Source organism: Paenibacillus rhizosphaerae, assembly GCF_014192015.1.
GTDB lineage: Bacteria > Bacillota > Bacilli > Paenibacillales > Paenibacillaceae > Paenibacillus_AQ > Paenibacillus_AQ rhizosphaerae.
This window is the reverse complement of sequence record NZ_JACHXJ010000003.1, coordinates 381,063-403,994: the sequence shown is the minus strand read 5'-3', so window position 1 is coordinate 403,994 and position 22,932 is coordinate 381,063. Positions and strand designations below refer to the sequence as shown.

The following is a 22,932-nucleotide window of genomic DNA, read 5'->3' as shown; positions in this document are numbered from 1 at the left end:
TTTCCTGATATTTGGTTAGGGGTATCATTGCTTGAAGCGAGATTAACATGCCGTTTATACTGAAGGCAGTAGCAAACGTAACTAGCATAAAAACTACCTGGATGGGAGTGGACTCGAACGATGGAAGCCGGCTTGAACCGAAAAGCGATCGGAGATTTCTTGAAAGCCAGAAGAGCGCAGCTGACGCCAGAGCAGTTTGGACTGCCACAGGGACATACGCGCCGCCGAACGCCGGGGCTCCGCCGGGAGGAAGTGGCGCAGCTGGCCGACTTAAGCCTCACTTGGTACACGTGGTTGGAGCAGGGCCGGGAAGTATCCGCCTCGCCCGAGGTACTGGATCGCCTGTCCTCGGCGCTGCAGCTGACTCATACGGAGCGTGAATATTTGTATCTTCTTGCGGGGAGGTATGCGGTACAATCCAGGGATATGTCGGCATACAGGCTGTCGCCCGCCTTCATGAATTTGGTGACGAGCACGCCGTATCCCTTTTTCGTCATCGGACCGGAAAATCGCCTCATCGCCTGGAATGAGCTCGCCTGCGAAATTTTGACGGATTTTTCAGCGATAGCGCCTGAGGACATGCAGATGCTGCGGCTTACCTTTATGCATCCTGCATTTCGGACCCAAATTATCAATTGGGAGCAATCGACCAAAATCGCCCTATCCTTCTACAGGAAGCTGTACGACCGCTCGGCTGATCAGCCTTGGTATACCCGGCTCATTGAAGACCTGACCGCTAACAGCAAAGAGTTTGCCGAATGGTGGCCTCTTCATGAAGTAGCTGAAAAGAACGGCCTGCGAATCGAAGTGAAGCACCCGTCAATGGGACAACTGCAATTTGAAATCATAACCTTTACCCAAATCAATGATCTGGAAAATCTGATGTGCTGCATTTATATGCCGCTGCCGGAGACACGTACATCCGAAAAGCTGGAGGCCTGGTTGAAAACTCGTCCCGCCCGCATGTAAGCGAATTTTCGCGAAGTGCGGGTTTCTTTTTGCCCTGAAGCTCCCTGTTATTTTTTATACTAGTTAAAAAATTGATCTGGTTCCCTCTGCCTTCCTAACGTAATGTGAATTACCGAAAGGAGGCGTCTGTATGCAACCATCACCTGAAGTTCTCCGGCCTTTATCTTCACCGTTACGCCCTCTATTGGTGCTTTCCTTGTGCGCATTTGCCATCGGCATGGCTGAATTCGTCATCATGGGCATACTGCCCGACATCGCTTCGAACCTGCAGGTCACGATATCGGATGCCGGGCTGCTGATTTCAGGTTACTCGCTTGGCGTTGCCGTTACTGCCCCGCTCATCATGATGTTGACGGGCCGTTTGCCACGGAAAACACTGCTTCTCCTCCTTATGCTGCTGTTTGTCATCAGCAACGCTTTGGCCGTATTCGCCCAAGACTTTGCGATGCTGATGACAGCGCGGATCTTGATGTCCTTGACGCACGGCTCGTTTTTCGGAGTGGCGACGGTCATGGCAGCCGAGATGGTGACCGCCGATAAGAGGGCCTGGGCGATATCCGTTATTGTCAGCGGCTCTTCCATAGCGAACATCGCCGGCGTTCCCTTTGGTACGTGGGTTGGCCATGCCCTTGGCTGGCGTTATACGTTTGCAGCGATTGCCATCACAGGGGCCGCGGCGCTGGCGGGACTCTTCCGCCTGCTTCCCGGCCATCTGAGCACCCGGCCCGCGACGCTGAAGCGGGAGATCGGCGTTCTGGGCAAACCGGAAGTATTACTCGCGCTGCTGGTCAGTGCTTTATGCTTTGGCGGCGTGTTTATGACCTTTACGTACGTAGCTCCGCTGCTCGAGCAGATCGCCATGTTTGACGACAGGGCCGTTTCGTGGATTCTGGTTTTGTTTGGCATTGGCGTAACCGTTGGCAATGTCGCGGGGGGGAGGCTGGCCGATTGGCGCTTGGGACCTGCGCTTATGGGAATCACTGCGGGACTCGCAGCATGCCTCTTTACCTTTTCTGTATTGGCTGGAAGTGAGATTTTTGCAGTGGCGGACATGTTTCTCCTGGGCGTATTCAGCTTCGGCATTCTTCCCTGCCTCACCGTCCTTGTGATGGGCAAAGCAAAGGAAGCGCCAAATTTGGCGACCACCATGAATGTATCTGCGCTGCATATCAGCAACGCTGTGGGTGCCTGGGTGGGAGGACTAGTGATCGACAGCCAGTTTGGGCTTCGAGCGGTACCGATTTTTTCCGGAGGGGTTACGCTATTGGGATTGACGCTGATCGTCTTTATGATCCTGCTGGAAACGAGGCGCAGAAGGATTAGGCGAAAACAGCGGCAAGGAGTTCTGGTGAAAAATTAGAAAGGGGAGTCAACCTAATGAAAGCTTTAACGGTAGAACAACCAGGGGAGGCGCAAGCCCTTCGCCTGAAAAAAGTAAAGGCTCTGTCAGCAGCACCGGGAAGATTAACGGTCGATGTCGTCTACGCCGGCGTAGGCTTTGTGGATGTCATGCTGGCCAGAGGGGAGTTCGACCACGTTCAAGCCCCCTATGTTCCCGGATTGGAGATTGCCGGCTATGTGCGGGAGATCGGCGAAGGTGTTGAGGGTTTCCGTGTAGGCGAACCGGTTGCCGGAATGACGCTGTCTGAGATTGGAGGATTTGCCACGGTGGTATCGGTCAGACCTGAACTGACCGTACGGCTTGCAGAGCTCGATTCCACCCTGGATCTGGCGGTGGCTGCCGCTTCCGTCGTCAATTTGACTACGGCTCTGATCGTGATGAAGGACGTGATCCGCCTGCAGACAGGCGGAAGCCTATTGGTCCATGCCGCCGCCGGAGGGCTCGGAAGTTTCCTTGGCCAGGTCGCCCGCCGGCTGGGTGCCGGCTTGGTGCTGGGCACGGTTGGATCGGAAAATAAAAAGAGCCTGGCCTCCTCCCTTGGGTACGATGGTTTATTTGTACGCTCCGGATTCGTCGAAGAAACGATGCGGGCTACCGGCCGCCAAGGCGTTGATGCCGTACTCGATCCCGTAGGTGGAGCCATGAGAAGGACGAGTCTTGACGTGATGAAGCCATTCGGTCAGCTCGTTGTGCTTGGCAACGCTGGCGGGGAGCCGGATACACTGCAATCGACCCAAGAGCTGTGGTTTAAAAATCTGTCCGTCGCCGGATTTCAGCTTGGTACATACAGCGATGCTTTCCCCGAGAGGGCAGGCCAAAGGGCCAATGAAGCGCTGCAAATGCTGGCCAAGGGAGAGGTCCATGCCGACATCTTCGGGATTTACCCGGCTCATGAAGCCAATGAAGCGCTTCGTCTTCTGGAGACCGGCTCCACGCGTGGGAAGCTGCTGCTTAAGATGGATGAGTGAAAATACGTTTCATTGAAGCAAAAAATAGATTGGCTTCAACCAACCTGCATGCTAAAGTAAAAAAATGGATGGATCCATCCGGCAGCATACATTCCTATCAAGCAATGGAAGGTGATTGAAATGGCAGTCAATCCATCTAGCAGCCGCTTGACGTACGAAGTCTTGATCGCAGCTCCGCCCGAGCGGGTGTGGGCGGCCATTGTTACACCGGAAGGAACACGCGCCACGTTGTTCGGGTCCAGTATCGAATCGACATTTGAGCCGGGAGCCCGCGTCGAATTCAGGGGACCGGGGCCCGATGGGGACCGGACGCTTCATGTGTACGGATTCGTGAAGTCGTACGAGCCGAACCGCGAATTTTCGTATGAACAGCATCCCGCTCCGGCTTACAATGAACAGCATGAGTCCGTATATTGCGATATGACTTATCAATTGACGCCGGTGGGGGACCAGACCAAGCTGGAGCTCACCTGTGCGTGGTCCGAAGGCAATCCGGGATACGAGCACGCCAAGCAAGAGTATCCGGCCTCGTCCTATATGGACGCGATCCGGAATTTTGCCGAAGGGACAGCGTAGACCCTCGGCGCTGCAGACCAAAAAAAGGCTTATCTCCATTTGGTGGAGGTAAGCCTTTTTCACTTCACCGCGAGCTTATCACAAGCGGTTACTTCCCGTATGGATCGATGGTTTTGATCGTACCGTCCTCGTGGATGGTCAGCTCAGTGAATTTGACGCAGCGTTTGTTGTCCGCGCCGCCCGATAGTGAGCTGTCATGATAGAACAAATACCATTTATCCTGGAACTGCACGATCGAGTGGTGGGTCGTCCAGCCGATGACCGGCGTCAGGATTTTTCCTTTGTACGTAAAAGGACCCTGCGGGTTCTCGCTCACAGCGTATACGATGTTATGGGTCGTGCCGGTCGAATAAGACAGATAATAAAGTCCGTTATGCTTATGTACCCACGGTCCTTCAAAATATCTCCGTTCCTCGTCCCCTGCCAAAATGGGCTGGCCGTTCTCGTCGAGAATGGAGATTTCGCGGGGCGCCTCCTTGAAGGTCAGCAGGTCGTCGCTAAGCTCGGCCACTCTTGGCCCCAGCGCCGGTTCGTCGGCTGCCGGGCCTTCAGCGTTCGGATCAAAGGTGCCCGTCTGCCATTTTTCCAGCTGGCCGCCCCACAGCCCTCCAAAGTACATGAAAGCCCTTCCATCATCGTCCATCAGGACGGCGGGGTCAATGCTGAAGCTGCCCGGAATATATTCCGGCTGCGGAGTGAATGGCCCTGCGGGAGAGGAGCCGGTAGCTACCCCAATCCGGAAGATGTTGTCGTGATCCCGTGCCGGAAAGAAGAGGTAGTACGTATTGTTCTTATAGGCCGCATCCGGCGCCCAGAGCTGCTGCTTGGCCCAAGGGATATCGCGGAGATGCAGCGCCTCGCCGTGATCCTGGCATGGGGAGTTCGCATCGTCCATGGACAGGACGTGGTAATCCTCCATGTCGTACTGATCCCCGTTATCGTTGGACGTATGCTCATGGTCCAGGTCATGGGATGGGTAAATATACAGCTTGCCTTCAAACACGTGAGCCGAAGGGTCGGCGGTATAGATGTGGGTGACCAAAGGCTCGCGCTGCGTCACAGGCTGAGTCATCTCGTTTCCTCCTTATTCTGTGGTTGGATAGATGCTGCAAAAGGTGCTCCTTTCCATTTTAGCAAACAAACCGGGTTCAAAACCTACAAGATTTATAGGTCTTTTCCTCAAAATTTTAGGTTTTTAAGAAAATGGATGGTTCCCCTATCAAGACGATCAGTTCTAGAGGGGAGCATCCATAAAAAACACAGGCGCCATTTCTGGCACCTGGACTGTTCTTTCTACCAAGGCGTTTCCGTTTTATGTTCAATCACTTGCGATACTTTGGGTTCAAGAAATTGTTTCCATTGTTCCAGCGTACGCTCGTCATCGGAAGCTCCTCCATGCGAATCGGCCTGGATTTGTTTTTGAGCCTGTGTACTTGCGATGACGTCCATGACTTGTTGCTTGGAAACCTTTTTAGATGCTGCGATCTCGGCGACAGATGCACCTTTCGCCAATTCTTGTTTCAATTCCGCAGGACTCATCTGAAGTAAAGAAAATAGCTTTTCATCATTTAAAAAGGCATCCGCAGTATAGTCAGGCTTGCCGTTTGTAGTGAAAAAGCCTTCCACGGATGGGGCAGGGCCGCCTCCGATCAGAGAAACGCTGATCGTATTCCCTTGAACTAATGCCTGATAGAACGGCGTTGCTGATCCCTTTTCGGTATAGTTCAATATCAACGTTTTTGGGTCCGAATTCTGCATCGGCTCCATGCTGTATTCGTACTTACCGGTACTGCCGTACAGTTTGTTTATGAGATCATCTACCTTCGATTTGATTTCCTGATCGGTTAAGGAGATGACCGGCTTCTCCTGAGGCTGCCAATTTTCTTGATTTACATGTTCGATTTCACCCGTAATCCCGTTCAAATCAAGGCGGACCTTTTTGCCATGGGCTCCCTTTTCCTGCAGCACGATGCTGGTTTGGATGGCTTTCCCCTGACTTGCATCCGCGGGGTCTCCTCCAAGCTGGCTGGCGTCGATGATTTCAAACGACTTGGTTTCCGGATAAGAGCGATACAGCTTGTCAAGCGCCGCTCCGCCAACCGCATCCACCTTGACTTGCTCGGCCGTCATCGGTGTTCTCTTAGCCATTTCAAACAGGGGAGGGGCGGCGAATGCCGCGGTTGGAATCATAATTGCTGCAGCAACAAGGCCGCCGATCCATCGTTTTTTCATCGTTTTTTTGCTCCTTTGTCGTTGTGCGTAATGAGAATAGGATTGTTCGATTCGTTTGGAAATGGCCGGGGGGCATTCCATGGTCTCTGCCTCTTGATGCAGGTACTCGCGGATTTGGCTTTCAATAGGCATTGTTCTTTTCCATCCTTTCCAGGGGGAGGTTTCCCAAGTGTTTTCGAAGCGACTGCAGGCCGGCATGAGATCTGGACTTGACGGTACCCAGCGGAATATCGAGTAATGTTGCAATCTCCTCCAGCGTATAGTCGTGGTAAAAGCGGAGGATGATCACCGTTCGCTGTTTATCGGTCAGCTTGTGCATGGCCTTTGATATCTCAGGGTCTGTCCCATCCGTCGTCACCGTGGGCTGATCCCAATGATGCTCTTCCCGGGAAAAGATACGGATTCGTTCGAAAATTCGGAATCTCCTCCAGCTTTTCATCCGGAATCTCTGCACTTGGCGGATGACCAAGCCGTGCAGCCAGAAGTGGAAAGGACGATTCGGATCGTAGTTGGGAAGCGAGGTCCACATTTGCATGTAAATCTCATTCATGATATCTTCGCGATCCTGAGGATGATCCACCAGAAAAGAGACCGTCCGGTAGACATCCTGATAGGTGGCATCATACAGCGTGTGAAACGCCTGCTGATCACCTTCGATCATTTTTGTGAGCACGTGGTGCATCGATTCGTTTTGCATTCAGAGGGCCCTCCTGGGTAAGCAGCTTACACCCAATATTGTCGCTCGATGAAAAAAGAGTTCGGTTTTTATGTCATTTTATAAAATATAAATATTTGGGCTATATAGGAGGTGGTACTTATGAACGAAATGGCGGGAAGGTGGGCAGCAGCAGGAAAGCGAGGAAGACATATTGTTCTTTCCCGTCAGATTGCAAGGTGAGCTCAAAGAATTGGGCCTGCTGCCGGCTGATCAGATGAAGGTCTGGAGCATCGAAGCGCTGAATTACAACCTGGCTTTGGAGGGATTATACAAATATAAGGGCTGGGGAATGTATTCGGAAGAGTGACAGTTTGCAACCATGCCTTAGCACGGACCGTATTAGGATACAAAACGCGAACGCGAATATGGAGGTAATGAGAGATGAATGAACAACAGGGATGCGTGAAATGCGGCAGCCGCAACGCCAAGACGAAAGAGGTGGCCATGACCGGCACAGGCCTCTCCAAAATGTTTGATGTCCAGCACAACCAATTTGTTGTCGTCTATTGCGAAAATTGCGGCTATTCCGAATTTTACAACAAACAGTCGTCGACAGGATCGAATATTCTCGACCTGTTCTTTGGTTAAGCTGTGGAGGCTCGTCCTCCACAGGCTTTGATAAAAGATCGCCTTTTTCAGGGCGGTCTTTGTTGAATAAATCGTCAGTCTTCTATCCTTTTGGTCAGCACCAGCTCATCGTCTTTGACATAATTGCAGTGTTCATACGTTTTAATGGCAGCGTCGTTCCGCTTGCCAGTCAACACTTTTACGCTTTCTACGCCACGTTTCCTGAGATTTTCTTCCAGACAAAAAATGATTGCACCCGCAATTCCTCTCCTTCGTGCGGCTTCTTCAACATACAGTTCCGTAATTTCCCCCTGCGGATCTTCGTAACAAAATGAATGAAAGCTTTGAGCACAACCAAAACCAACGACTTTGCCTCTTATTTCTGCTACAGCAATTAATTCGTTGTGGATCTTCAGGCTCTCCATGATTTGCTGGGGAGGCCGCTTGTCACCTCCGTTAAACGCTTGGTTTAGCCTGGAGAGTTCCTCTGCATCGGATACTGATGCCAGTCTTACCTTGATATCCGCATTCATTCGTTTCACCTGTCCCACAAGTAATATGATTACATATTCTACCACATCGAAGTTCATGGTTGTAGATAACCGCCGGTTAGCGCCTTAACTCCAGCCTCTTGCGCGTCGATTTGACATCAACCTCTAAACACGGACGAATCGCTTGAGCAGGCGCAGAAGGACCTGGATAACCGCGATATTCAGTTCATCATGCATATCCCGCAGGATTTTACGCAGAAGCTGGCCGCCCAGGGCGAGCAGGTGAAGCTGGACTTTTTCATCAACGAATCCAATCCGGCCTCGGTCAACAGCACGATGCAGAGCATTGCGACACAGGTTTCCTCTAAGATCAGCACGCAAATTCAGACGCAGAGCTTTGAAGCCATGCTGCAGGGCATGAAGGTGCCCGCAGAGCAATCCAAGCAGATGGTCGAAGGCGTGATGTCGAAGATGACGCCGAATATCGTGTCCACGAACACACCGCCGGCCGGTATGCATAATCAGATGGCGCCGATGTTCCTGACGATGGCGTCCTACGTAGGTGCGATGATTTATTCGATGATCAGCTCGGGCGCGCTGAACCAGCTGAAAGCCAAAGTAGGCAAATGGAGAGCGTTTCTGTCCCTTCAGGGCGTCCATGTGGTGCTGTCCCTGATCGCGCCGCTGGTCGGTTTGGCTATCTACTTCGGCTTCCACAACTACGGGGCGGAGACGTTCCTGAATATGTGGATGGTGCACTCCCTGGAAATGCTCGTCGCCATTGAGTTCACCAGCATCTGCGTGCTGCTGTTCGGCCAGGCCGGCATGATGCTGAACCTGCCGCTGCTGCTGTCGCAGACGATTGCGGGCGGAGCCGTGCTGCCGCCGGAGATGATGCCGGGATTCTTCAAGGCTTTCAGCCATATTTCTCCGATGTTCTACACGATTCATCTGGATTACAACCTGCTCTTTGGAGGCGGGAAAACGGCTGAATATGTTCTCGGTTTGGCCCTGGTGGGAGCGGGTGCGCTCGTCATCAACCTGTTCATTCACCAGTTTAAGCCTGTCAAAACGGCCAAGGCGGGGAAGGAGCCTGCAGCGGAACCGCAATTCATGTAAAATAAGATCGGATGGGCTGACGGGAAAAGGTCCTGTCGGCCCTTTTTTCATATGATGAGGGGGATCGCAATGTCGCTTCAGATCTTTATTCTCGGCTTGCTCAGCGAGGGGGAGCACCATCCGTACGACATCAAGAAACAGGTGTTCAAGCCTCTGGAAAATACGATCACGATCAACGACGGAACGCTGTATTACAATTTTGAGGTCCTGCTGAAAAAGGGCTACATCCGTAAAATCAAAGTCGTCCAATCCGAAAACCGTCCGGAGAAAACGACCTACGGCATTACCGACGAGGGCCGCAGGGCGCTGGAAGAGGAAATTTACGCGGTATTTCAAAATTTCACAAGCATCACGAGCCTGTATTCATCTCTGTTGTTTCTGGATAAGGTGGACAAGCACAAGCTGGCTTACATCATCGAGGAGTCCATCGCCCGCCTGGAGAAAAAAATCCGGCTGATCGAGGAGCGGCCAGGCTTCTCCGAGGTTCCGGACAGGTACCGGGACTCGGCCCTTTTTATTAGCGAGCACGCCTACCAAGCCCTATCGAATGATGCCAACTGGCTTCGGAAGCTGATGGAACATCTCCGTTCCGCTTGATCTTCCGGGTTCAACTTTATGGAAAATCCAGGGTTGACAAAAGCAAATGGATGCCATAATATAATTAACAATTTCATACCTCATAAAGGTTTCGATTAGAAATAGTAGAAGTGTAGTGACTTTCCAGAGAGCCGCTGGGTGGTGTGAAGCGGTATTGTCGATCATTTCGAACTCGTCTATGAACCGCCACCTGACAATGTAGGGTCTGCCGGAGTTCCACCGTTACAGGGATAGATGGTGATTGCCATCGAAAGAAGATCATTTTTGCACTGCTGAAAATGAATTAGAGTGGTACCGCGGGTTAAACCTCGTCTCTAGCGTAGAGACGGGGTTTTTTTGTTGGCCAAATTCCGGGTTTGGCCGGCCCCGCTTTTAAATATATATAACTACACTGATTGGGGAGGAATTGCAGATGAACCGCAAAATTATCGTATTGGACACGACGTTACGCGACGGAGAGCAGGTGCCTGGCGCCAAGCTCAACACGCAGCAGAAGGTTGAATTCGCGCAGCAGCTGAAGCGCCTCAATGTAGATATCATCGAGGCGGGCTTCCCTGCGTCGTCGGCGGGGGATTTTCAAGCCGTGCAGGAAATCGTCAGAACCGTGGGAGACAGCGTCTCTGTGACCGCACTCGCCCGGGCGGTGAAGAGCGACATCGAAAGCGTGTATGAAAGCATCAAGCTCGCGCAAAATCCGTTTATCCATATCGTGCTGGGCACGTCCAACATTCACGTGGAGAAAAAGTTCAGCCGCTCGAAGGACGCCGTCGTGCAAATGGGCGTGGATGCCGTCAAATTTGCGAAGACGCTGCTGCCGGAGGTGCAGTATTCCACGGAGGATGCGTCCCGGTCGGAATTCGAATACCTGTGGCAGACGATCGAAGCGGTGGTCAAGGCCGGCGCGACGATCATCAACGTTCCTGACACGGTTGGTTATGCCGTTCCGGAAGAGTTCGGCGAGCTGATCCGAAAAATTAACGACCGGCTGAAAAACCTGAATGACAAGGTCGTCCTGAGCGTGCACTGCCATAACGATCTGGGCCTGGCGACGGCAAACACGCTGGCCGCAATCAAGAACGGGGCCGAGAAGGTGGAGTGCACCATCAACGGGCTTGGCGAACGCGCCGGCAACACCTCGCTTGAGGAAGTGGTGATGGGGCTGAAGGTGCGGGAAAACTATTTTAACTGTCATACCCAGATCCAGACGCAGGAAATTCTGCGCACCTCCCGGCTCCTGACCCATTTGACAGGACTGGACGTGCAGGTGAACAAGGCGATTACAGGCGAAAACGCGTTTGCCCACTCGTCCGGCATTCACCAGGATGGACTGCTGAAGGATAAAAACGTGTACGAAATCATGTCGCCGGAGGAAGTCGGGGCTGAGAGCATGGAATTGATCCTGACCGCGCGTTCCGGACGGCATGCGTTCAAAAATGCGGTGGAAAAAATCGGCTTCGACACGAGCAACCCTAACGATTTTGAGGAGCTGTTTGCGAAATTTCTGCAGCTGGCCGACGCCAAAAAGGAAGTTTATGACCATGACGTGTTCTATTTGGTAGCCGAGCACCGCAAAATCGATCAGGGCACCAGCCATCTATATGAGCTGGAGTCCTTTCAGGTCGTGACCAACGACATCGTGCCGACGGCGACCGTCCAGCTGAAAAAAGGCGGCGAAAGCTACACGGACAGCAAGGTCGGGGACGGACCGATCGATGCGCTGTACAGCGCGATCAAGGCTTTGGTCGGACTTGACGTGCAGCTGAGGGATTATAAAATCAACAGCCTGTCGCGGGGCAAAGAGGCGATCGGCCGCGTCAACATCCGGCTGGAATACCAGGGCAAAACATACTCCGGACGCGCAATGGATACCGACATTATCAAGGCGAGCGCGCTGGCGTTTCTGAACGGCATCAACGCCGCCGTGCTGGACGCACCGGGCGAGCCGCAGACGGCCATGCAAAGCGCGAACGAGTAAAGGAAAGTCGGACAGAGGCTGGACCCAGCCGAATGCGTGCGTAGTGATAAACGGTTCCGAAAGAAGGGGGGAGATAAATCATGGCGTTATAATAGAGTGCTGAGCGGGTGCAGAGCCATCTCGGTGACATGGGGTTCGGCCATCGCAGCAAGTCCGGGCCCCGCATTTGACGTCCGGATCCAAAAGAAGCAGCATGTGCTGCTTCTTTTGTTCTTATCATTTTTTGTGAAGTCTACCGCGGTTCTGCCGTCACACCTTGACAAAAAGAACGATTTTGAACAAACTAGAGATGCATTAAAGTTTTTTTGATACTCAAAATTATTTTTAGATGACAGTTTAAAGAGAGTGGGATCTATGGAACATATCAAGGAAGAGCTGAATGTGCTGCTGCCCGTTATCCGGGCCATCGCCGCCCAGTTTGGGGAGAAATGCGAAGTGGTGCTTCACGATTTGACGCAAGGGTACGAAAGCACGATCGTGGCGATCGAGAACGGCCACATTACCGGCCGGAAGGTCGGGGACTGCGGAAGCAATCTCGGGCTGGAGGTGCTGCGCGGAACCGTGACGGAGGGAGACCGCTACAACTACATCACCCAGACGAAAGACGGCAAAATATTGCGATCCTCTTCAACCTACTTTAAAAACAGTAAAGGTGAGACGATCGGCGCCCTCTGCATGAACCTGGATATTTCCGATCTGCTCGTTGCGGAGAATACGATCCGGTCGCTGACGATGCATAGTCTAGACCAGGAAGTGAAAGAGGTATTCGTCAACGACGTGAACGATTTGCTTGATTACCTGCTTCAGGAATGCCGGAAGGAAATCGGCAAGCCGGTCTCTCATATGAGCAAGGAAGACAAGGTGAAGGCGGTGCAGTTTCTGGATATGCGCGGCGCTTTTCTCGTGAAAAAGGCGGGGGATAAAGTATGCCAGTTCCTCGATATTTCCAAGTTTACGCTGTATAACTATCTCGACGAAATTCGGGCGAACCAGGACAAAGGCATGCCGAAAAACAAGGTATAGCAAGGCTAAGCCGCCCGGGCCAGGGCCGGGGATTTGAGGATAGCAAAGCGCAGACAAGGGCAGAAGGAGTCCGCACATTCGATGAACATAATAGCCACGGTGCTGCATAAGAGTTGGCCTGTATTTCGGGCTTTTCTTATCCTAGTTTGAAAGCGTATTCAGCATTATGCTGAGTCGTGGAATTATATTGACAAGACGCGGCGAGGGGATTCATAATGTGAACAATCAAAAAAATATTTTTTTGATCTAATTATTTTTTTTTTGTTGGTTTGAAGATTGATTGTCTCAGCGAGCCTACAACAAGGTCATATCCATAATCCAGATCTGTGTCAATTAAGGAGGGAGCAAGATGGTTCAAACCGTATCAACGCCTGCCGTCATCGTCGATTTGGACATTGCCGAACGCAACATCCGCAGCATGGCGGAGGAAGCGAGAAAGGCCGGAATCCGGCACCGTCCCCACATCAAGTCGCACAAGTCGGTTTATTTTGCCCGCAAGCAGCTGGAGGCCGGAAGCACCGGCATTACCTGCGCCAAGCTCGGGGAAGCGGAAGTGATGGCTGAAGCGGGAATCGACGATATTTTGATCGCTTTTCCCATCATTGGCGAAGACAAACAAGAGCGGTTATATCACTGGCGCAAAAGGTCAAAGTTACGACCGTTGCCGACAGTGTGGAAGGCGCCGCGGCGGTGTCGGAGGTAGGCGAGCGTCTCGGCCGCCGCATACCGCTCTACATCGAAGTGGACGGGGGCATCGGCCGCTGCGGCCGCCAGCCGGGGGAAGACACGCTGCAATTTGCGCAGCAGATCCGGAACCTGCCGGGGATCGAAATCACCGGACTGCTCTCCTATGCGGGCCAGATTTACAGCGAAGAGGGCCGGGAAGAGATTCGCAGCACAGCTCGCCAGGAGGCGGCTACCCTGAAGAACACCGCCGATCTGCTGAGAAAAGCGGGAATCGATGTTCCGGTCGTTAGCGGCGGTTCGTCGCTGTCGTCCAAGTTCGCGCAGGAGCTTGAGGGTGTAACCGAGATTCGGGCCGGAAATTACATATTCCACGACGTGGGCCAATTGTCGATGGGCATGATCACGGTGGACGATTGCGCGCTGCGGGTAATCACGACGGTCGTCAGTGTTCCGGCTCCGGGCCGGGCGATCATCGACGCGGGATCCAAAACGCTCACCACGGACACGATGCCTTTCTCCAAAGGTTTCGGCTACATCGTGGAGCATCCCGATATCGAAATTTTCAAGCTGAATGAAGAGCACGGTTTCCTCAGCTATGATCCGGCTTCCGTATCGCTTCACATCGGCCAGCACCTGACCATTATCCCGAATCATGCCTGCGTCCTCCCGAATCTGTGCGATGAAATCGTCGGCTTCCGCGGAGGGGTGCCGGTCGAGAAGATCCGGATCGACGCCAGGGGCAAGAACAGCTGAGCGGTACAGTGAGGAGGCTGGCTATTCATGGAGAAGGACCTTGATTCATTTCACGGGCATGAGCTGCTGGATATCGTCTGCGGACTCATCCGCATCCCGAGCGAAAATCCGCCGGGACGCGAAGAAGCGGCCGCCCGGTACGTCTTGAAGCTCCTTCGGGACGAGGGGATCGAGGCCGAGCTGCAGTGGGCCGCGCCGCAGCGGCCGAATGTGGTCGCCCGGCTGAAGGGCACGGCGGAAGGGCCGGCGCTGCTGTACAACGGCCATCTCGACGTCGTTCCGGCCGGGGAAGGCTGGAGCGAGGACCCGTTTGCCGCCGTTGTCCGGGGCGGTGAGATGATCGGCCGGGGTGCCGCCGATATGAAGTCCGGCGTCGCGGCCATGCTGTACGCGGCCATCCTGCTGCACCGGCGCGGCTGCCCGTTCGCCGGGGAGCTGCTCCTGCTCTTCAACGTGGATGAAGAGCGGGAGAATGCCGGCATGCGCCACTTTCTGCGCAGCGGTGTGCACGCCGATTACGCCGTTATCGGCGAGCCGACCGGGCTCGGCATCTGCACCGCCCATAAAGGCGTCGGCCGCTACCGGATCCGCACGGCGGGCGTCGCCGGCCATGCGGCGAAGGTGCTGGAGCCCGACAACGCCATTCCGAAGATGGCGGCGCTCATCTCGGCGCTGGAGCCGCTTCGAAGCCGCCTCAAGGAGAGCGCCGATCCGCTTCTCGGGTACGCGACGCTGAACGTCACGCAGATCAAGGGCGGGACGGCGCCGAACATCGTGCCGCAGCACTGCGAGATCGAGGTCGACCGCCGGGTCATCCCCGGCGAGACGGCGGAGCAGGTGCTGAAGCAATTGAAGGAGGCGCTAAATGCGGCGTCAGGCGCGGGTGTAAGCGGAGGCTTAAGTGCGGGTGCAGGCTCAGGCGAAGGCTTAGGTGAAATCGCCGGGGAAGTCACCTACGAAGTGGACGACTACTTGTTTATTCCGGCGTCGACCATTCCGCAGGACCATGAGCTTGTGCAGGCGCTGGTCGACGCTACCTGTGATGTTCTCGGGAAGCCGTCCGCCATCGGTATTTTCGAAGCCACCTGCGAGGCGCCGTTCCTGTCCATTGATCGTGGCATACCGACGATTATATTCGGACCCGGATCGCTGGATCAAGCCCATGTCAAGGATGAACGGGTACCCGTCCGTCAGATCGCGGACGCAGCCAAGGTATACATGCAGCTCGCCATGCGGCTGCTTCAACAACAACCATTACAGGAGGAATGATGATGAGCATTCAAGAGAGATTAAAAGAACTGAACATCGAGCTGGAGCCGGTTGGCGAGCCGAAGTTCTCGTACGTTCCCGTAAATCAAGTAGGAAATCTGCTGTACACTTCGGGTCATGATTGCCGCAAGAACGGGGAGCTGATTCTAAAAGGCAAGCTTGGAGCAGAGCTGACGATCGAGCAGGGGCAAGAGGCGGCGCGCCGGTGCATCGTGAATATTTTATCGTCGTTGCAGGCCCATCTGGGCAGCCTGGACCGGGTGAAGAAAGTGGTCAAGATGCTCGGCTTCATCCAAAGCGCCCCGGGATTTAAAGACCAGCCTTACGTGCTGAACGGGGCGTCGGATCTGCTGATCGAAGTGTTCGGGGAGAAGGGCAAGCATACGCGCTCCGCGATCGGCACGAGCGAGCTGCCGTTTGATACGCCGGTCGAGGTGGAGATCATCGTCGAGATCGAATTATCGCGATAGAGCAGGATCATGGGGCTATTTCGTTATACACGGCCCTTCGTGCCGGGAACGTCCAGAAGATGGACTTCCCGGTTTTTTTATATGCATGGGGAGTTGTTGGAAACTGGAGAATCGTGAACCATGTACGGGGGAAAAAAGTGGCCTTTGGATGAGAGAAAATCTGTTAATTCCACCTGCTTTAAGGTTCATTTAATATTGACCGGGTATACTGGCCCTGAACAAGAAGAAGGAGGACCTCATGCTCATGGGCAAACCGCGAATCGAAGAATGGACGCAGCTGCGTGGCCTCGCCTTTCTGGCGATCGTGATGCAGCATTCCATTGCCGAGTACATTTATAGGCCCGACATTGTGGCCGCGGATTCCACCATGCTGACGATGATCTACCACCTGACCCGTTTCGGAACGCCGACCTTTGTGTTTTTATCCGCCGTGCTGTTGTTTTATAACTATGGTGAACGGTTTCGGTACGGTCCGTTTATCCGCAAACGGTTCGGAGATGTGTATGTCCCTTTTCTGTGCTGGACGGTGATTTATTGGCTGTATGTCCACGTATTTACCCCATCTTTCTGGCAAAAAGGAGGACAGGACTGGGGAGCGCTGCTGAAAGAGATGTTCGTTCCTCAGACGGGATACCAGCTGTGGTTTATTCTGATGATCTTTCAGTTCTACCTGCTGTTTCCGCTGTTTGCCTGGGCGTTTCGGGCGGCGCGGCGCGTGATCGGGCCTTTGGAGACGAAGAAGCGGGCAGGGTTGTTATCCGCGATCCTGGGCGGATCTTTTATCATTTACGCTGCTCTGCTGTATCTGTCCTATTACCGAATGGGGAGCTGGGCCGAAGGGCTTGGCGGACCCTGGTCCGTTTTGCTGCAATACCGCAGCTATTCGTTCGTAATGTACGGTTTTTATGTTGTGGCCGGCGCGGTATGCGCGGCATCCGTCTCAAACTGGCGGGCATGGTGCACCCGGCTGCTGCCTTGGACCGGACTCCTGTTCCTGGCCATGTACATCAAGCTGGGCTATGACGTGCTGCAGGGGTCGGGTGAGGTCGTGAATTTAAATATTTCCACGTACCTGCGGCCATCGACCTTTGTCATCATCGTCGCGCAGATGCTCCTGCTGTACGGGCTGCTTATCATGATGCAGGGGCGGAGCCAGGCTTTTCTGCGGCTGCTGACCTGGATCGGCCGGTATTCGTTCGGCGGCTATCTTGTGCATGCGCTGATCATTTACGTGATCGCCTTTTTCACGCGTCCGATGGATTTGGCAGGCAGCCACGTATCCTTTACGCTCCTGACCTTCGGCCTGACCGTACTCGCTTCGCTCGGCATCAGCTACACGCTGTCGCATCTGCCGGGTTCGCGCTGGATCATCGGTGCAAAGCGCCGTGACGCGAAGCGGAGCAAGCCGGGCGAATCCGGCTTTCGCAAGGAGTCGCCGACGGTGTCTTGATGCCGTGATGAAAGTCTTTTGAGACAAATCCATTATTCTCCCATTGATCCGCAGCGAAAAAGGGTGCCATCGATCGTTGATTGATGGCACCCTTTTTAAGTCGAAGCAAATTAGACCGAGAGGATGATCTTTCCGCGGCCATGGCCGGATTCAATCTCCCGGTGGGCGTCCTGGGCCTGATCCAGCGGCACCACTTTGCGGATAGAGATATCGACTTTCCCTTCGCTGTATATGCGGACAAGTTCGGTAAGGCGTTCTTTGCTGCGCGTTCCGGTCAGTTGCCGGATGCCGAGCGTTTGGGCCTGAACACTGGGGACCATCGCTACAATTCGGCTGAAGTCCTGGACCAGGTCCACGGATGCCTGCAGGATGGGGTCATCCCCGCCGCCGGCATGCAAGGCGGCGTCCACTCCCGCGGGGGCGATAGCGCGTACGCGGGCGGCGAGCCCTTCCCCGTAGCCGAGCGGAATGGCGCCCAGGCGGCGGAGGTGTTCGTGATGGGCCACGCTGGCCGTGCCGATCACCCTGCCGGCGCCCCAAGCCAGCGCGAGCTGCACGGCAAAGGTGCCCAGCCCGCCGGCCGCCCCATGGATCAGCACGGTATCCCCGGGCTGAATCCGGATCGCTTCCAGCGCCATATGGGCGCCCTGTCCGTTGCCGGTAAAACCTCCGGCGGTCTCCCAAGGCATAGCCTCCGGTTTACGTACCAATTGGTCGCTGCTGACGACGACATATTCGGCATACCCGCCAAATGTCGTGAAGCCGATCACTTCTTCCCCGCGGGCGAATTCGCTAACGCCGTCACCCACCTCGTCGATCATCCCGGCAAATTCATTGCCGGGGATGATCGGGAAAGGGTGGGACTGCGCGTACGGAACGACTCCGCTGCGGACCTTGGCGTCGATCGGCATGACGCCGGCCGTTTTGACGCGTACCCGGACGGTTCCCGGTCGGGCTGACGGGACGGGGAGCTCGGTCAGCTGCAGCACGTCGGGCGGCCCCAGGCGGTTGAATGTTATGGCTTTCATACGGTTCACTCCTTGACTTATCCTGAATTGTAGATCCCATTGATTTCCTTCTCAGGTTATCTTATAATCAGGCTGCGATAAACGGAAATATATATTTTTATATGACTCTATATATTGAAGTATATAAGGGGTGGAGGGAGAGCTATGGAGCTGCTGCAGCTTCAATATTTCAGGACTGTGGCCAGGCTGGAGCATATGACGAAGGCCTCGCAAGAGCTGAGGATCGCCCAGCCTGCGCTCAGCAAGACGATTTCCCGGCTGGAGGAGGATATCGGCGTTCCGCTGTTCGACAGGCAAGCGGGTAGAATTCGACTGAATTCCTATGGAAAGGCGTTTCTGACAAAGGCTGAGGAGGCGCTCCGCCTGCTGGAGGAAGGAAAACGGGAGGTGACGGACCTTGCCGGGCTGGAGCGCGGCAGCATCCGACTGGTGACGGTGACGTTGGAGCGGATGACGGGGCCGATCACCGAATTTATAACGGCTCATCCGGAAGTAAACTTTCAAATTTCCCAGGCTCCCATCGAGCAGATGAGCGAAATTCTCACCTCGGGTGAGGCGGATCTCGGCTTTACGCCGCTGCCGCTGGATCAAGGGGGATATGCTTATAAGGCCGTGCTGAGCGAGGAATTGTACTTGGCCGTGCCCTCGGCGCATCCGCTTGCCGGCCGCCGTCAGGTTTCTTTGAAAGAAGCGGCGGCGGAGCCCTTTATCGGATACCGCGAAGACTTTGTCTTTCAGCAGATCAATGACGGCTTCTTTGAGCAGGCCGGGGCGGCTCCCCGGTATATTTGCCGGGTCGACGAACCGCCGGCGATCCTAAGCCTCGTACGCGCGGGCATCGGGGTGGCACTGTCCGGCTGCAAAAAAGGGGATAAAGAAATACCCGGTGTCACTCTAGTGCCCGTGGCCGATCAGGCGTGCCGGCGCCAATTTTACCTCGTATGGAGCGAGCAGCGCTATTTGTCGGCCGCCGCGTGCGAATTTAGGGACCACGTGACCGCGTATTTTGCTGAGTGATTCACGTCAGAGCGAAGTGACCGTTTGGCGGCCGCTTAGGCGCATGCTGAACAATTTGAACCTCCTGGCTTTTAATAGGGCTGTTGGACAGGATAGGCATCGTCGATATTCGGCCGCATCTCCCTTGATTTGGGCAAGGAATTACGAATGAAGGGGACTTGTTGATTCGAGTGTATCTAATAATTCATCGCGTTAATGCGTTACTTTGTGATCTTGCATCCCTTCCACGGATTGTAATACAATGCTTTTAAATTTTAGTTCGAACTAATTTATAGAACACAAGCTGTGAAGGAAAGAGTAAGCGGAGAAAGCTCCTGCCAGGGACGGTATGCCGATAGACTGGAAGCATCCGAGGGACACTGCCCGCCGAAGTTCATTCCTGAGCCGGTATTTTGATTCCCTGTTTGATGAATGCAGGACGTAGGAATACCCGTTTCCCTTGCGTTAAAAGGTTCAAGTGAGATATGCAGCCTGCACGTGTGCATGTCTAATAAGGGTGGTACCACGACTCCTCGTCCCTTGGCGGACAGGGGTCTTTTTTGTTTGATTTAGATATTTTCAACACTAGGTGAGGAGAGATGAGAGATGAGTCAAGGGCGCTTGGAAGAACTGCGCAATCAATTGGATGAGGTGAATCTTCAGCTGCTGTCGCTGCTGTCCGAACGGGCGCGGATCGCACAGGAGCTTGGTGTAGAGAAAGAAAAACAGGGCGTGCCGAAATTTGATCCGGTCCGTGAAAAGGAAATGCTGGAGAAACTCGTAGCCAGCAACGAAGGACCATTCGACCATGAGACGGTTCGGCATCTGTTCAAGCAAATTTTTCAGGCGACGCTGACGCTGCAGCAGATCGATCATAAGAAGCACCTGCTCGTCAGCCGCAAGAAAAAGGCGGAGGATACCGTCATTCAGCTGGGCGATGTGACGATCGGCGGCGGCAAGCCGGTCATGATCGCAGGACCGTGCTCGGTCGAGAGCTATGAGCAGGTCCGCACTGTAGCAGCCGCTTTGAAAGAAGCGGGCATTACGGTGATGCGCGGCGGCGCGTTCAAGCCGAGAACCTCGCCTTACGATTTCCAGGGACTTGGCATCGAAGGCCTGAAAATTCTGAAGGAAGTGGCGAGCGAATTCGGGCTGAAGACGATCAGCGAAATCGTGGACCCGGCGCATATCGAGCTGGCATGCGATTACATCGATGTCATCCAGATCGGGGCGAGAAACATGCAGAACTTCGAGCTGCTGAAGGCGGCGGGGGACGTCCGGACGCCGGTTCTGCTGAAGCGCGGGCTGGCGGCGACCATCGACGAATTCGTGCATGCGGCCGAGTATATTTTATCCCGGGGCAACACGCAGATCATGCTGATTGAGCGGGGCATCCGCACGTACGAAAAAGCGACGCGCAACACGCTCGACATTTCGGCTGTACCGATTCTGAAGCAGGAAACGCATCTGCCGGTGCTGGTCGATGTGACCCATTCCACCGGCCGCAAAGACATCATGGCGCCTTGCGCCAAAGCGGCTTTGGCGGCCGGCGCCGACGGCGTGATGGTCGAGGTTCATCCGGATCCGGCTACGGCGTTGTCCGACGCGGCCCAGCAGTTCAACATTCCGCAGTTCCAGGAATTCTATAACCAGGTTAAAGGTTCGGGACTGCTGTAAGCCGGATTCCAGAAACACAGCCTGTTTAAATCACGATAGCCAACATCATTAAGCCGGGTCTCCTCCAAAGCTGCATGCGGGAGGAGCCCGGCTTTTTTTAGATATTGCGTTCTTCGGGTCACCAAATATTTGTCCGCATAGCGGAACGAATCCGGCTGGGCATACACCAAAAATCCTTCTGGATTACGATATTCTTGGATATCAAGAGATGCCCATCCCTAGCGAGGTCAGCCGAAGTTTCTCTAGCCCAGCGAAGATCTCCATTCGCCTTAAGAAGCTTGCAGTGCTTTCAGCATAGCGTTGACGAATCCGACATGGTCAAGCATATGCAGCTCCGTGGACACGATAAGCTCGCCGATCGTTTGCGCCTTCAGGAAGTTCTCCGGCACGGGTTCGTCCAGCCTGTCCTTCAACGTCTCGCGGATGAGGACCGCTTGAGCGCCCAGCTCCGCGATCAAGTCGTCCCACGCCGGCGGCTCTTCCTGCCAATCCGCGGGCTTCGTGCCGTAGGCGAACAACGACTGGTACCGTTCCGGCAGGAACGTGGGCTGATTCGAGAGCGTGAACACGTGGAATTCCGTCACCGTCAGCACATGTCCGACATGCCAATGCAGGTGGTTCTTAAAGCCGTTCGGGATCACGCGGCGTTTGTCCGGCGGGCATTGCTCAACCAATTGAAGAAAAACGTTCAGCCGGCTGTCCAACAGTTCCAAAATAAACTCGTTTCTCATTGTTCATCATCCCCCTGAAATAGTTTGGTATACTTTCCGTATCCGCTTTGTACGAGATCGTCCTTCGGAATAAAGCGCAGCGAAGCCGAGTTCGTGCAGTAACGAAGTCCCGTCGGTTCGGGACCGTCTTCGAATACGTGGCCGAGGAAGGAATCCGCGTAGCGGCTTCTCACTTGGGTCTCGTCCGAGAAGAACCCGCCGACTTCCCGGTAGACCACGCTGTCTGGCTCCAAGGGACGGGTGAAGCTCGCCCAGCCCGTACCGGCATCAAACTGGTCTTTCGAGCTGAACAGCGGCTCGCCCGACACGATGTCGACGTATATGCCTTCTTCGGTGTTGTTCCAATACGCGTTCTGGAACGGCGGCTCGTCCTGATCATGCTGCGTGACTTCGACCTGCAGCTTTGTGAGCGACATGAGCCTTTCCGCTTTGTCGATCCGGGAATACGGACTTTCCAGCGCCTTCAACTCCTGATCCTCACCCCAGATGCCGTCCAGAAACGCCTTCCGGCCGGACGCGACGTCGTTGAATTCGAAATCGGCCGGATGGGTCCGGTAGAAGTCCTGATGGACATCCTCGGCTTCATAGAACGCGGAGACCGGTAAAATGTTCGTCACGAGCGGCTTCTCAAATTTGCCTTGCGCGGCGAGGGCTGCTTTCGACGCTTCTGCCGCCGTCTGCTGTTCCTTGCTGTCGTAGAAGATGACCGAACGATATTCCGTGCCGCGGTCGGCGAATTGCCCTTTCGTGTCGGTCGGATCCGTGTTGCGCCAGAAGACTTGGAGCAGCTGGTTGTATGAGATGCGGCTCGGATCGTAACGGACCTGCACCGCTTCGAGATGGCCCGTCTTTCCGGTAGACACCTTCTCATATGTCGGGTCAGTCGTGTGTCCGCCCGAATAGCCGGTGACGACGCTCACGACGCCGTCCAGCTTCTCGAACGGCGCTTCCACGCTCCAGAAGCAGCCTCCGGCGAAAACGGCGGTCTTGGTATCCCCGCTTGCCGCCGCCGTTTCCGTAAATCGAGTCACCTTGTTACTCATGGCTTTCGCCTCGTTACTCATGCCTTTTGCCTCCGTAATATCGTGTTTGTGATAGGAGCCATAAGCGGCAAACACTATCACGGCCATCAACCCGACGGGAAGCACGAATCGTTTCAGTTTCACAAGCCTTCACCTCCGCGGAATCCATTGCATTCGCATGCGCGTTCAATAATTCAAGAAGTTAAGTTCAA

Annotated in this window: 23 protein-coding genes, 1 pseudogene and 1 other annotated feature; of the genes and pseudogenes, 17 read left to right on the top strand and 7 right to left on the bottom strand. The window is 54.4% G+C overall.

Annotation, left to right across the window (positions count from 1 at the left end):
• Positions 1 to 120: 120 nt before the first annotated feature.
• The 4 genes from FHS19_RS18505 (at position 121) to FHS19_RS18490 (ending at position 3,915) form a co-directional block, all read left to right on the top strand.
• Entirely contained in the window at positions 121 to 969 is an 849-nt protein-coding gene (locus FHS19_RS18505) for a helix-turn-helix transcriptional regulator (protein ID WP_183583332.1), read from the top strand.
• Positions 970 to 1,099: 130 nt separating this feature from the next.
• Positions 1,100 to 2,329 carry an MFS transporter gene (locus tag FHS19_RS18500; RefSeq protein WP_183583331.1) on the top strand — a complete coding sequence of 410 codons (1,230 nt, stop codon included), beginning with the start codon at positions 1,100 to 1,102 and terminating at the stop codon, positions 2,327 to 2,329.
• 17 nt (positions 2,330 to 2,346) lie between these two features.
• Positions 2,347 to 3,339, top strand: coding sequence for a quinone oxidoreductase family protein (locus tag FHS19_RS18495; RefSeq protein WP_183583330.1), 993 nt, complete (start codon positions 2,347 to 2,349; stop codon positions 3,337 to 3,339).
• 120 nt (positions 3,340 to 3,459) lie between these two features.
• Positions 3,460 to 3,915, top strand: a complete 456-nt coding sequence (locus FHS19_RS18490) for an SRPBCC domain-containing protein (RefSeq protein ID WP_183583329.1) — start codon at positions 3,460 to 3,462, stop codon at positions 3,913 to 3,915.
• A gap of 88 nt (positions 3,916 to 4,003) precedes the next feature.
• On the opposite strand, the gene FHS19_RS18485 is transcribed toward FHS19_RS18490, so the two are convergent.
• The 3 genes from FHS19_RS18485 to FHS19_RS18475 all read right to left on the bottom strand — a co-directional run bounded on the left by FHS19_RS18485 (position 4,004) and on the right by FHS19_RS18475 (position 6,844).
• Entirely contained in the window at positions 4,004 to 4,987 is a 984-nt protein-coding gene (locus tag FHS19_RS18485; protein WP_183583328.1) for a glycoside hydrolase family 43 protein, read from the bottom strand.
• Positions 4,988 to 5,208: 221 nt separating this feature from the next.
• Positions 5,209 to 6,279 (bottom strand): hypothetical protein, encoded by a 1,071-nt coding sequence (locus FHS19_RS18480; protein WP_183583327.1) that lies wholly within the window; start codon positions 6,277 to 6,279, stop codon positions 5,209 to 5,211.
• Positions 6,269 to 6,844, bottom strand: coding sequence for a sigma-70 family RNA polymerase sigma factor (locus FHS19_RS18475; protein WP_183583326.1), 576 nt, complete (start codon positions 6,842 to 6,844; stop codon positions 6,269 to 6,271). Before FHS19_RS18475 ends, FHS19_RS18480 begins: the two co-directional genes overlap by 11 nt.
• 172 nt (positions 6,845 to 7,016) lie before the next feature.
• Here FHS19_RS18475 and FHS19_RS18470 point away from each other — a divergent pair, with 172 nt between their 5' ends.
• Together FHS19_RS18470 and FHS19_RS18465 are read left to right on the top strand one after the other, a co-directional pair.
• On the top strand, positions 7,017 to 7,172 hold the full coding sequence (locus FHS19_RS18470; protein ID WP_183583325.1) for a hypothetical protein: 156 nt from the start codon (positions 7,017 to 7,019) through the stop codon (positions 7,170 to 7,172).
• A 74-nt stretch (positions 7,173 to 7,246) separates the two neighbouring features.
• Positions 7,247 to 7,453 (top strand): zinc ribbon domain-containing protein, encoded by a 207-nt coding sequence (locus FHS19_RS18465; RefSeq protein ID WP_183583324.1) that lies wholly within the window; start codon positions 7,247 to 7,249, stop codon positions 7,451 to 7,453.
• Positions 7,454 to 7,527: 74 nt separating this feature from the next.
• On the opposite strand, the gene FHS19_RS18460 is transcribed toward FHS19_RS18465, so the two are convergent.
• Positions 7,528 to 8,022: a GNAT family N-acetyltransferase gene (locus FHS19_RS18460; RefSeq protein WP_246426685.1), complete on the bottom strand. Its 495-nt coding sequence runs from the start codon at positions 8,020 to 8,022 to the stop codon at positions 7,528 to 7,530.
• Positions 8,023 to 8,112: 90 nt separating this feature from the next.
• On the opposite strand from FHS19_RS18460, the pseudogene FHS19_RS18455 reads away from it, so the two are divergent.
• The 9 genes and pseudogenes from FHS19_RS18455 to FHS19_RS18420 form a co-directional block, all read left to right on the top strand.
• Positions 8,113 to 9,042: pseudogene (locus FHS19_RS18455) on the top strand (YhgE/Pip domain-containing protein); the annotation flags it as partial.
• Between the two features lie 69 nt (positions 9,043 to 9,111).
• Positions 9,112 to 9,639, top strand: coding sequence for a PadR family transcriptional regulator (locus FHS19_RS18450; protein ID WP_183583323.1), 528 nt, complete (start codon positions 9,112 to 9,114; stop codon positions 9,637 to 9,639).
• An 82-nt stretch (positions 9,640 to 9,721) separates the two neighbouring features.
• Positions 9,722 to 9,958 (top strand) — a binding site (T-box leader).
• Between the two features lie 93 nt (positions 9,959 to 10,051).
• Positions 10,052 to 11,614, top strand: a complete 1,563-nt coding sequence (locus FHS19_RS18445; RefSeq protein WP_183583322.1) for a 2-isopropylmalate synthase — start codon at positions 10,052 to 10,054, stop codon at positions 11,612 to 11,614.
• Positions 11,615 to 11,968: 354 nt separating this feature from the next.
• Complete coding sequence (locus FHS19_RS18440; RefSeq protein WP_183583321.1) at positions 11,969 to 12,637, top strand: helix-turn-helix transcriptional regulator; 669 nt, start codon at positions 11,969 to 11,971, stop codon at positions 12,635 to 12,637.
• A gap of 349 nt (positions 12,638 to 12,986) precedes the next feature.
• Positions 12,987 to 13,340, top strand: a complete 354-nt coding sequence (locus tag FHS19_RS35325; protein WP_281382545.1) for an alanine racemase — start codon at positions 12,987 to 12,989, stop codon at positions 13,338 to 13,340.
• Complete coding sequence (locus FHS19_RS35320) at positions 13,328 to 14,077, top strand: alanine racemase (RefSeq protein ID WP_312887263.1); 750 nt, start codon at positions 13,328 to 13,330, stop codon at positions 14,075 to 14,077. The genes FHS19_RS35325 and FHS19_RS35320 overlap by 13 nt, the downstream gene beginning before the upstream one ends.
• Before the next feature lie 27 nt (positions 14,078 to 14,104).
• The gene (locus FHS19_RS18430; RefSeq protein ID WP_183583320.1) at positions 14,105 to 15,346 is read left to right on the top strand and encodes a M20 family metallopeptidase; all 1,242 of its coding nucleotides are present in this window, start codon (positions 14,105 to 14,107) and stop codon (positions 15,344 to 15,346) included.
• Positions 15,346 to 15,816 (top strand): RidA family protein, encoded by a 471-nt coding sequence (locus tag FHS19_RS18425; RefSeq protein WP_183583929.1) that lies wholly within the window; start codon positions 15,346 to 15,348, stop codon positions 15,814 to 15,816. The genes FHS19_RS18430 and FHS19_RS18425 overlap by 1 nt, the downstream gene beginning before the upstream one ends.
• Before the next feature lie 244 nt (positions 15,817 to 16,060).
• Complete coding sequence (locus FHS19_RS18420) at positions 16,061 to 17,266, top strand: acyltransferase (RefSeq protein ID WP_183583319.1); 1,206 nt, start codon at positions 16,061 to 16,063, stop codon at positions 17,264 to 17,266.
• 110 nt (positions 17,267 to 17,376) lie between these two features.
• Here the strand turns inward: FHS19_RS18420 and FHS19_RS18415 are convergent, their stop codons facing one another.
• Positions 17,377 to 18,294, bottom strand: a complete 918-nt coding sequence (locus FHS19_RS18415) for an NADP-dependent oxidoreductase (RefSeq protein WP_183583318.1) — start codon at positions 18,292 to 18,294, stop codon at positions 17,377 to 17,379.
• Positions 18,295 to 18,438: 144 nt separating this feature from the next.
• Here FHS19_RS18415 and FHS19_RS18410 point away from each other — a divergent pair, with 144 nt between their 5' ends.
• Positions 18,439 to 19,311, top strand: coding sequence for a LysR family transcriptional regulator (locus tag FHS19_RS18410; protein ID WP_183583317.1), 873 nt, complete (start codon positions 18,439 to 18,441; stop codon positions 19,309 to 19,311).
• A 585-nt stretch (positions 19,312 to 19,896) separates the two neighbouring features.
• Positions 19,897 to 20,967: a bifunctional 3-deoxy-7-phosphoheptulonate synthase/chorismate mutase gene (locus FHS19_RS18405; RefSeq protein ID WP_183583316.1), complete on the top strand. Its 1,071-nt coding sequence runs from the start codon at positions 19,897 to 19,899 to the stop codon at positions 20,965 to 20,967.
• A gap of 269 nt (positions 20,968 to 21,236) precedes the next feature.
• On the opposite strand, the gene FHS19_RS18400 is transcribed toward FHS19_RS18405, so the two are convergent.
• Positions 21,237 to 21,698, bottom strand: coding sequence for a DinB family protein (locus FHS19_RS18400; RefSeq protein WP_183583315.1), 462 nt, complete (start codon positions 21,696 to 21,698; stop codon positions 21,237 to 21,239).
• Positions 21,695 to 22,864 (bottom strand): peptide-methionine (S)-S-oxide reductase MsrA, encoded by a 1,170-nt coding sequence (gene msrA / locus FHS19_RS18395; RefSeq protein WP_312887262.1) that lies wholly within the window; start codon positions 22,862 to 22,864, stop codon positions 21,695 to 21,697. Before msrA ends, FHS19_RS18400 begins: the two co-directional genes overlap by 4 nt.
• Positions 22,865 to 22,932 lie beyond the last annotated feature (68 nt).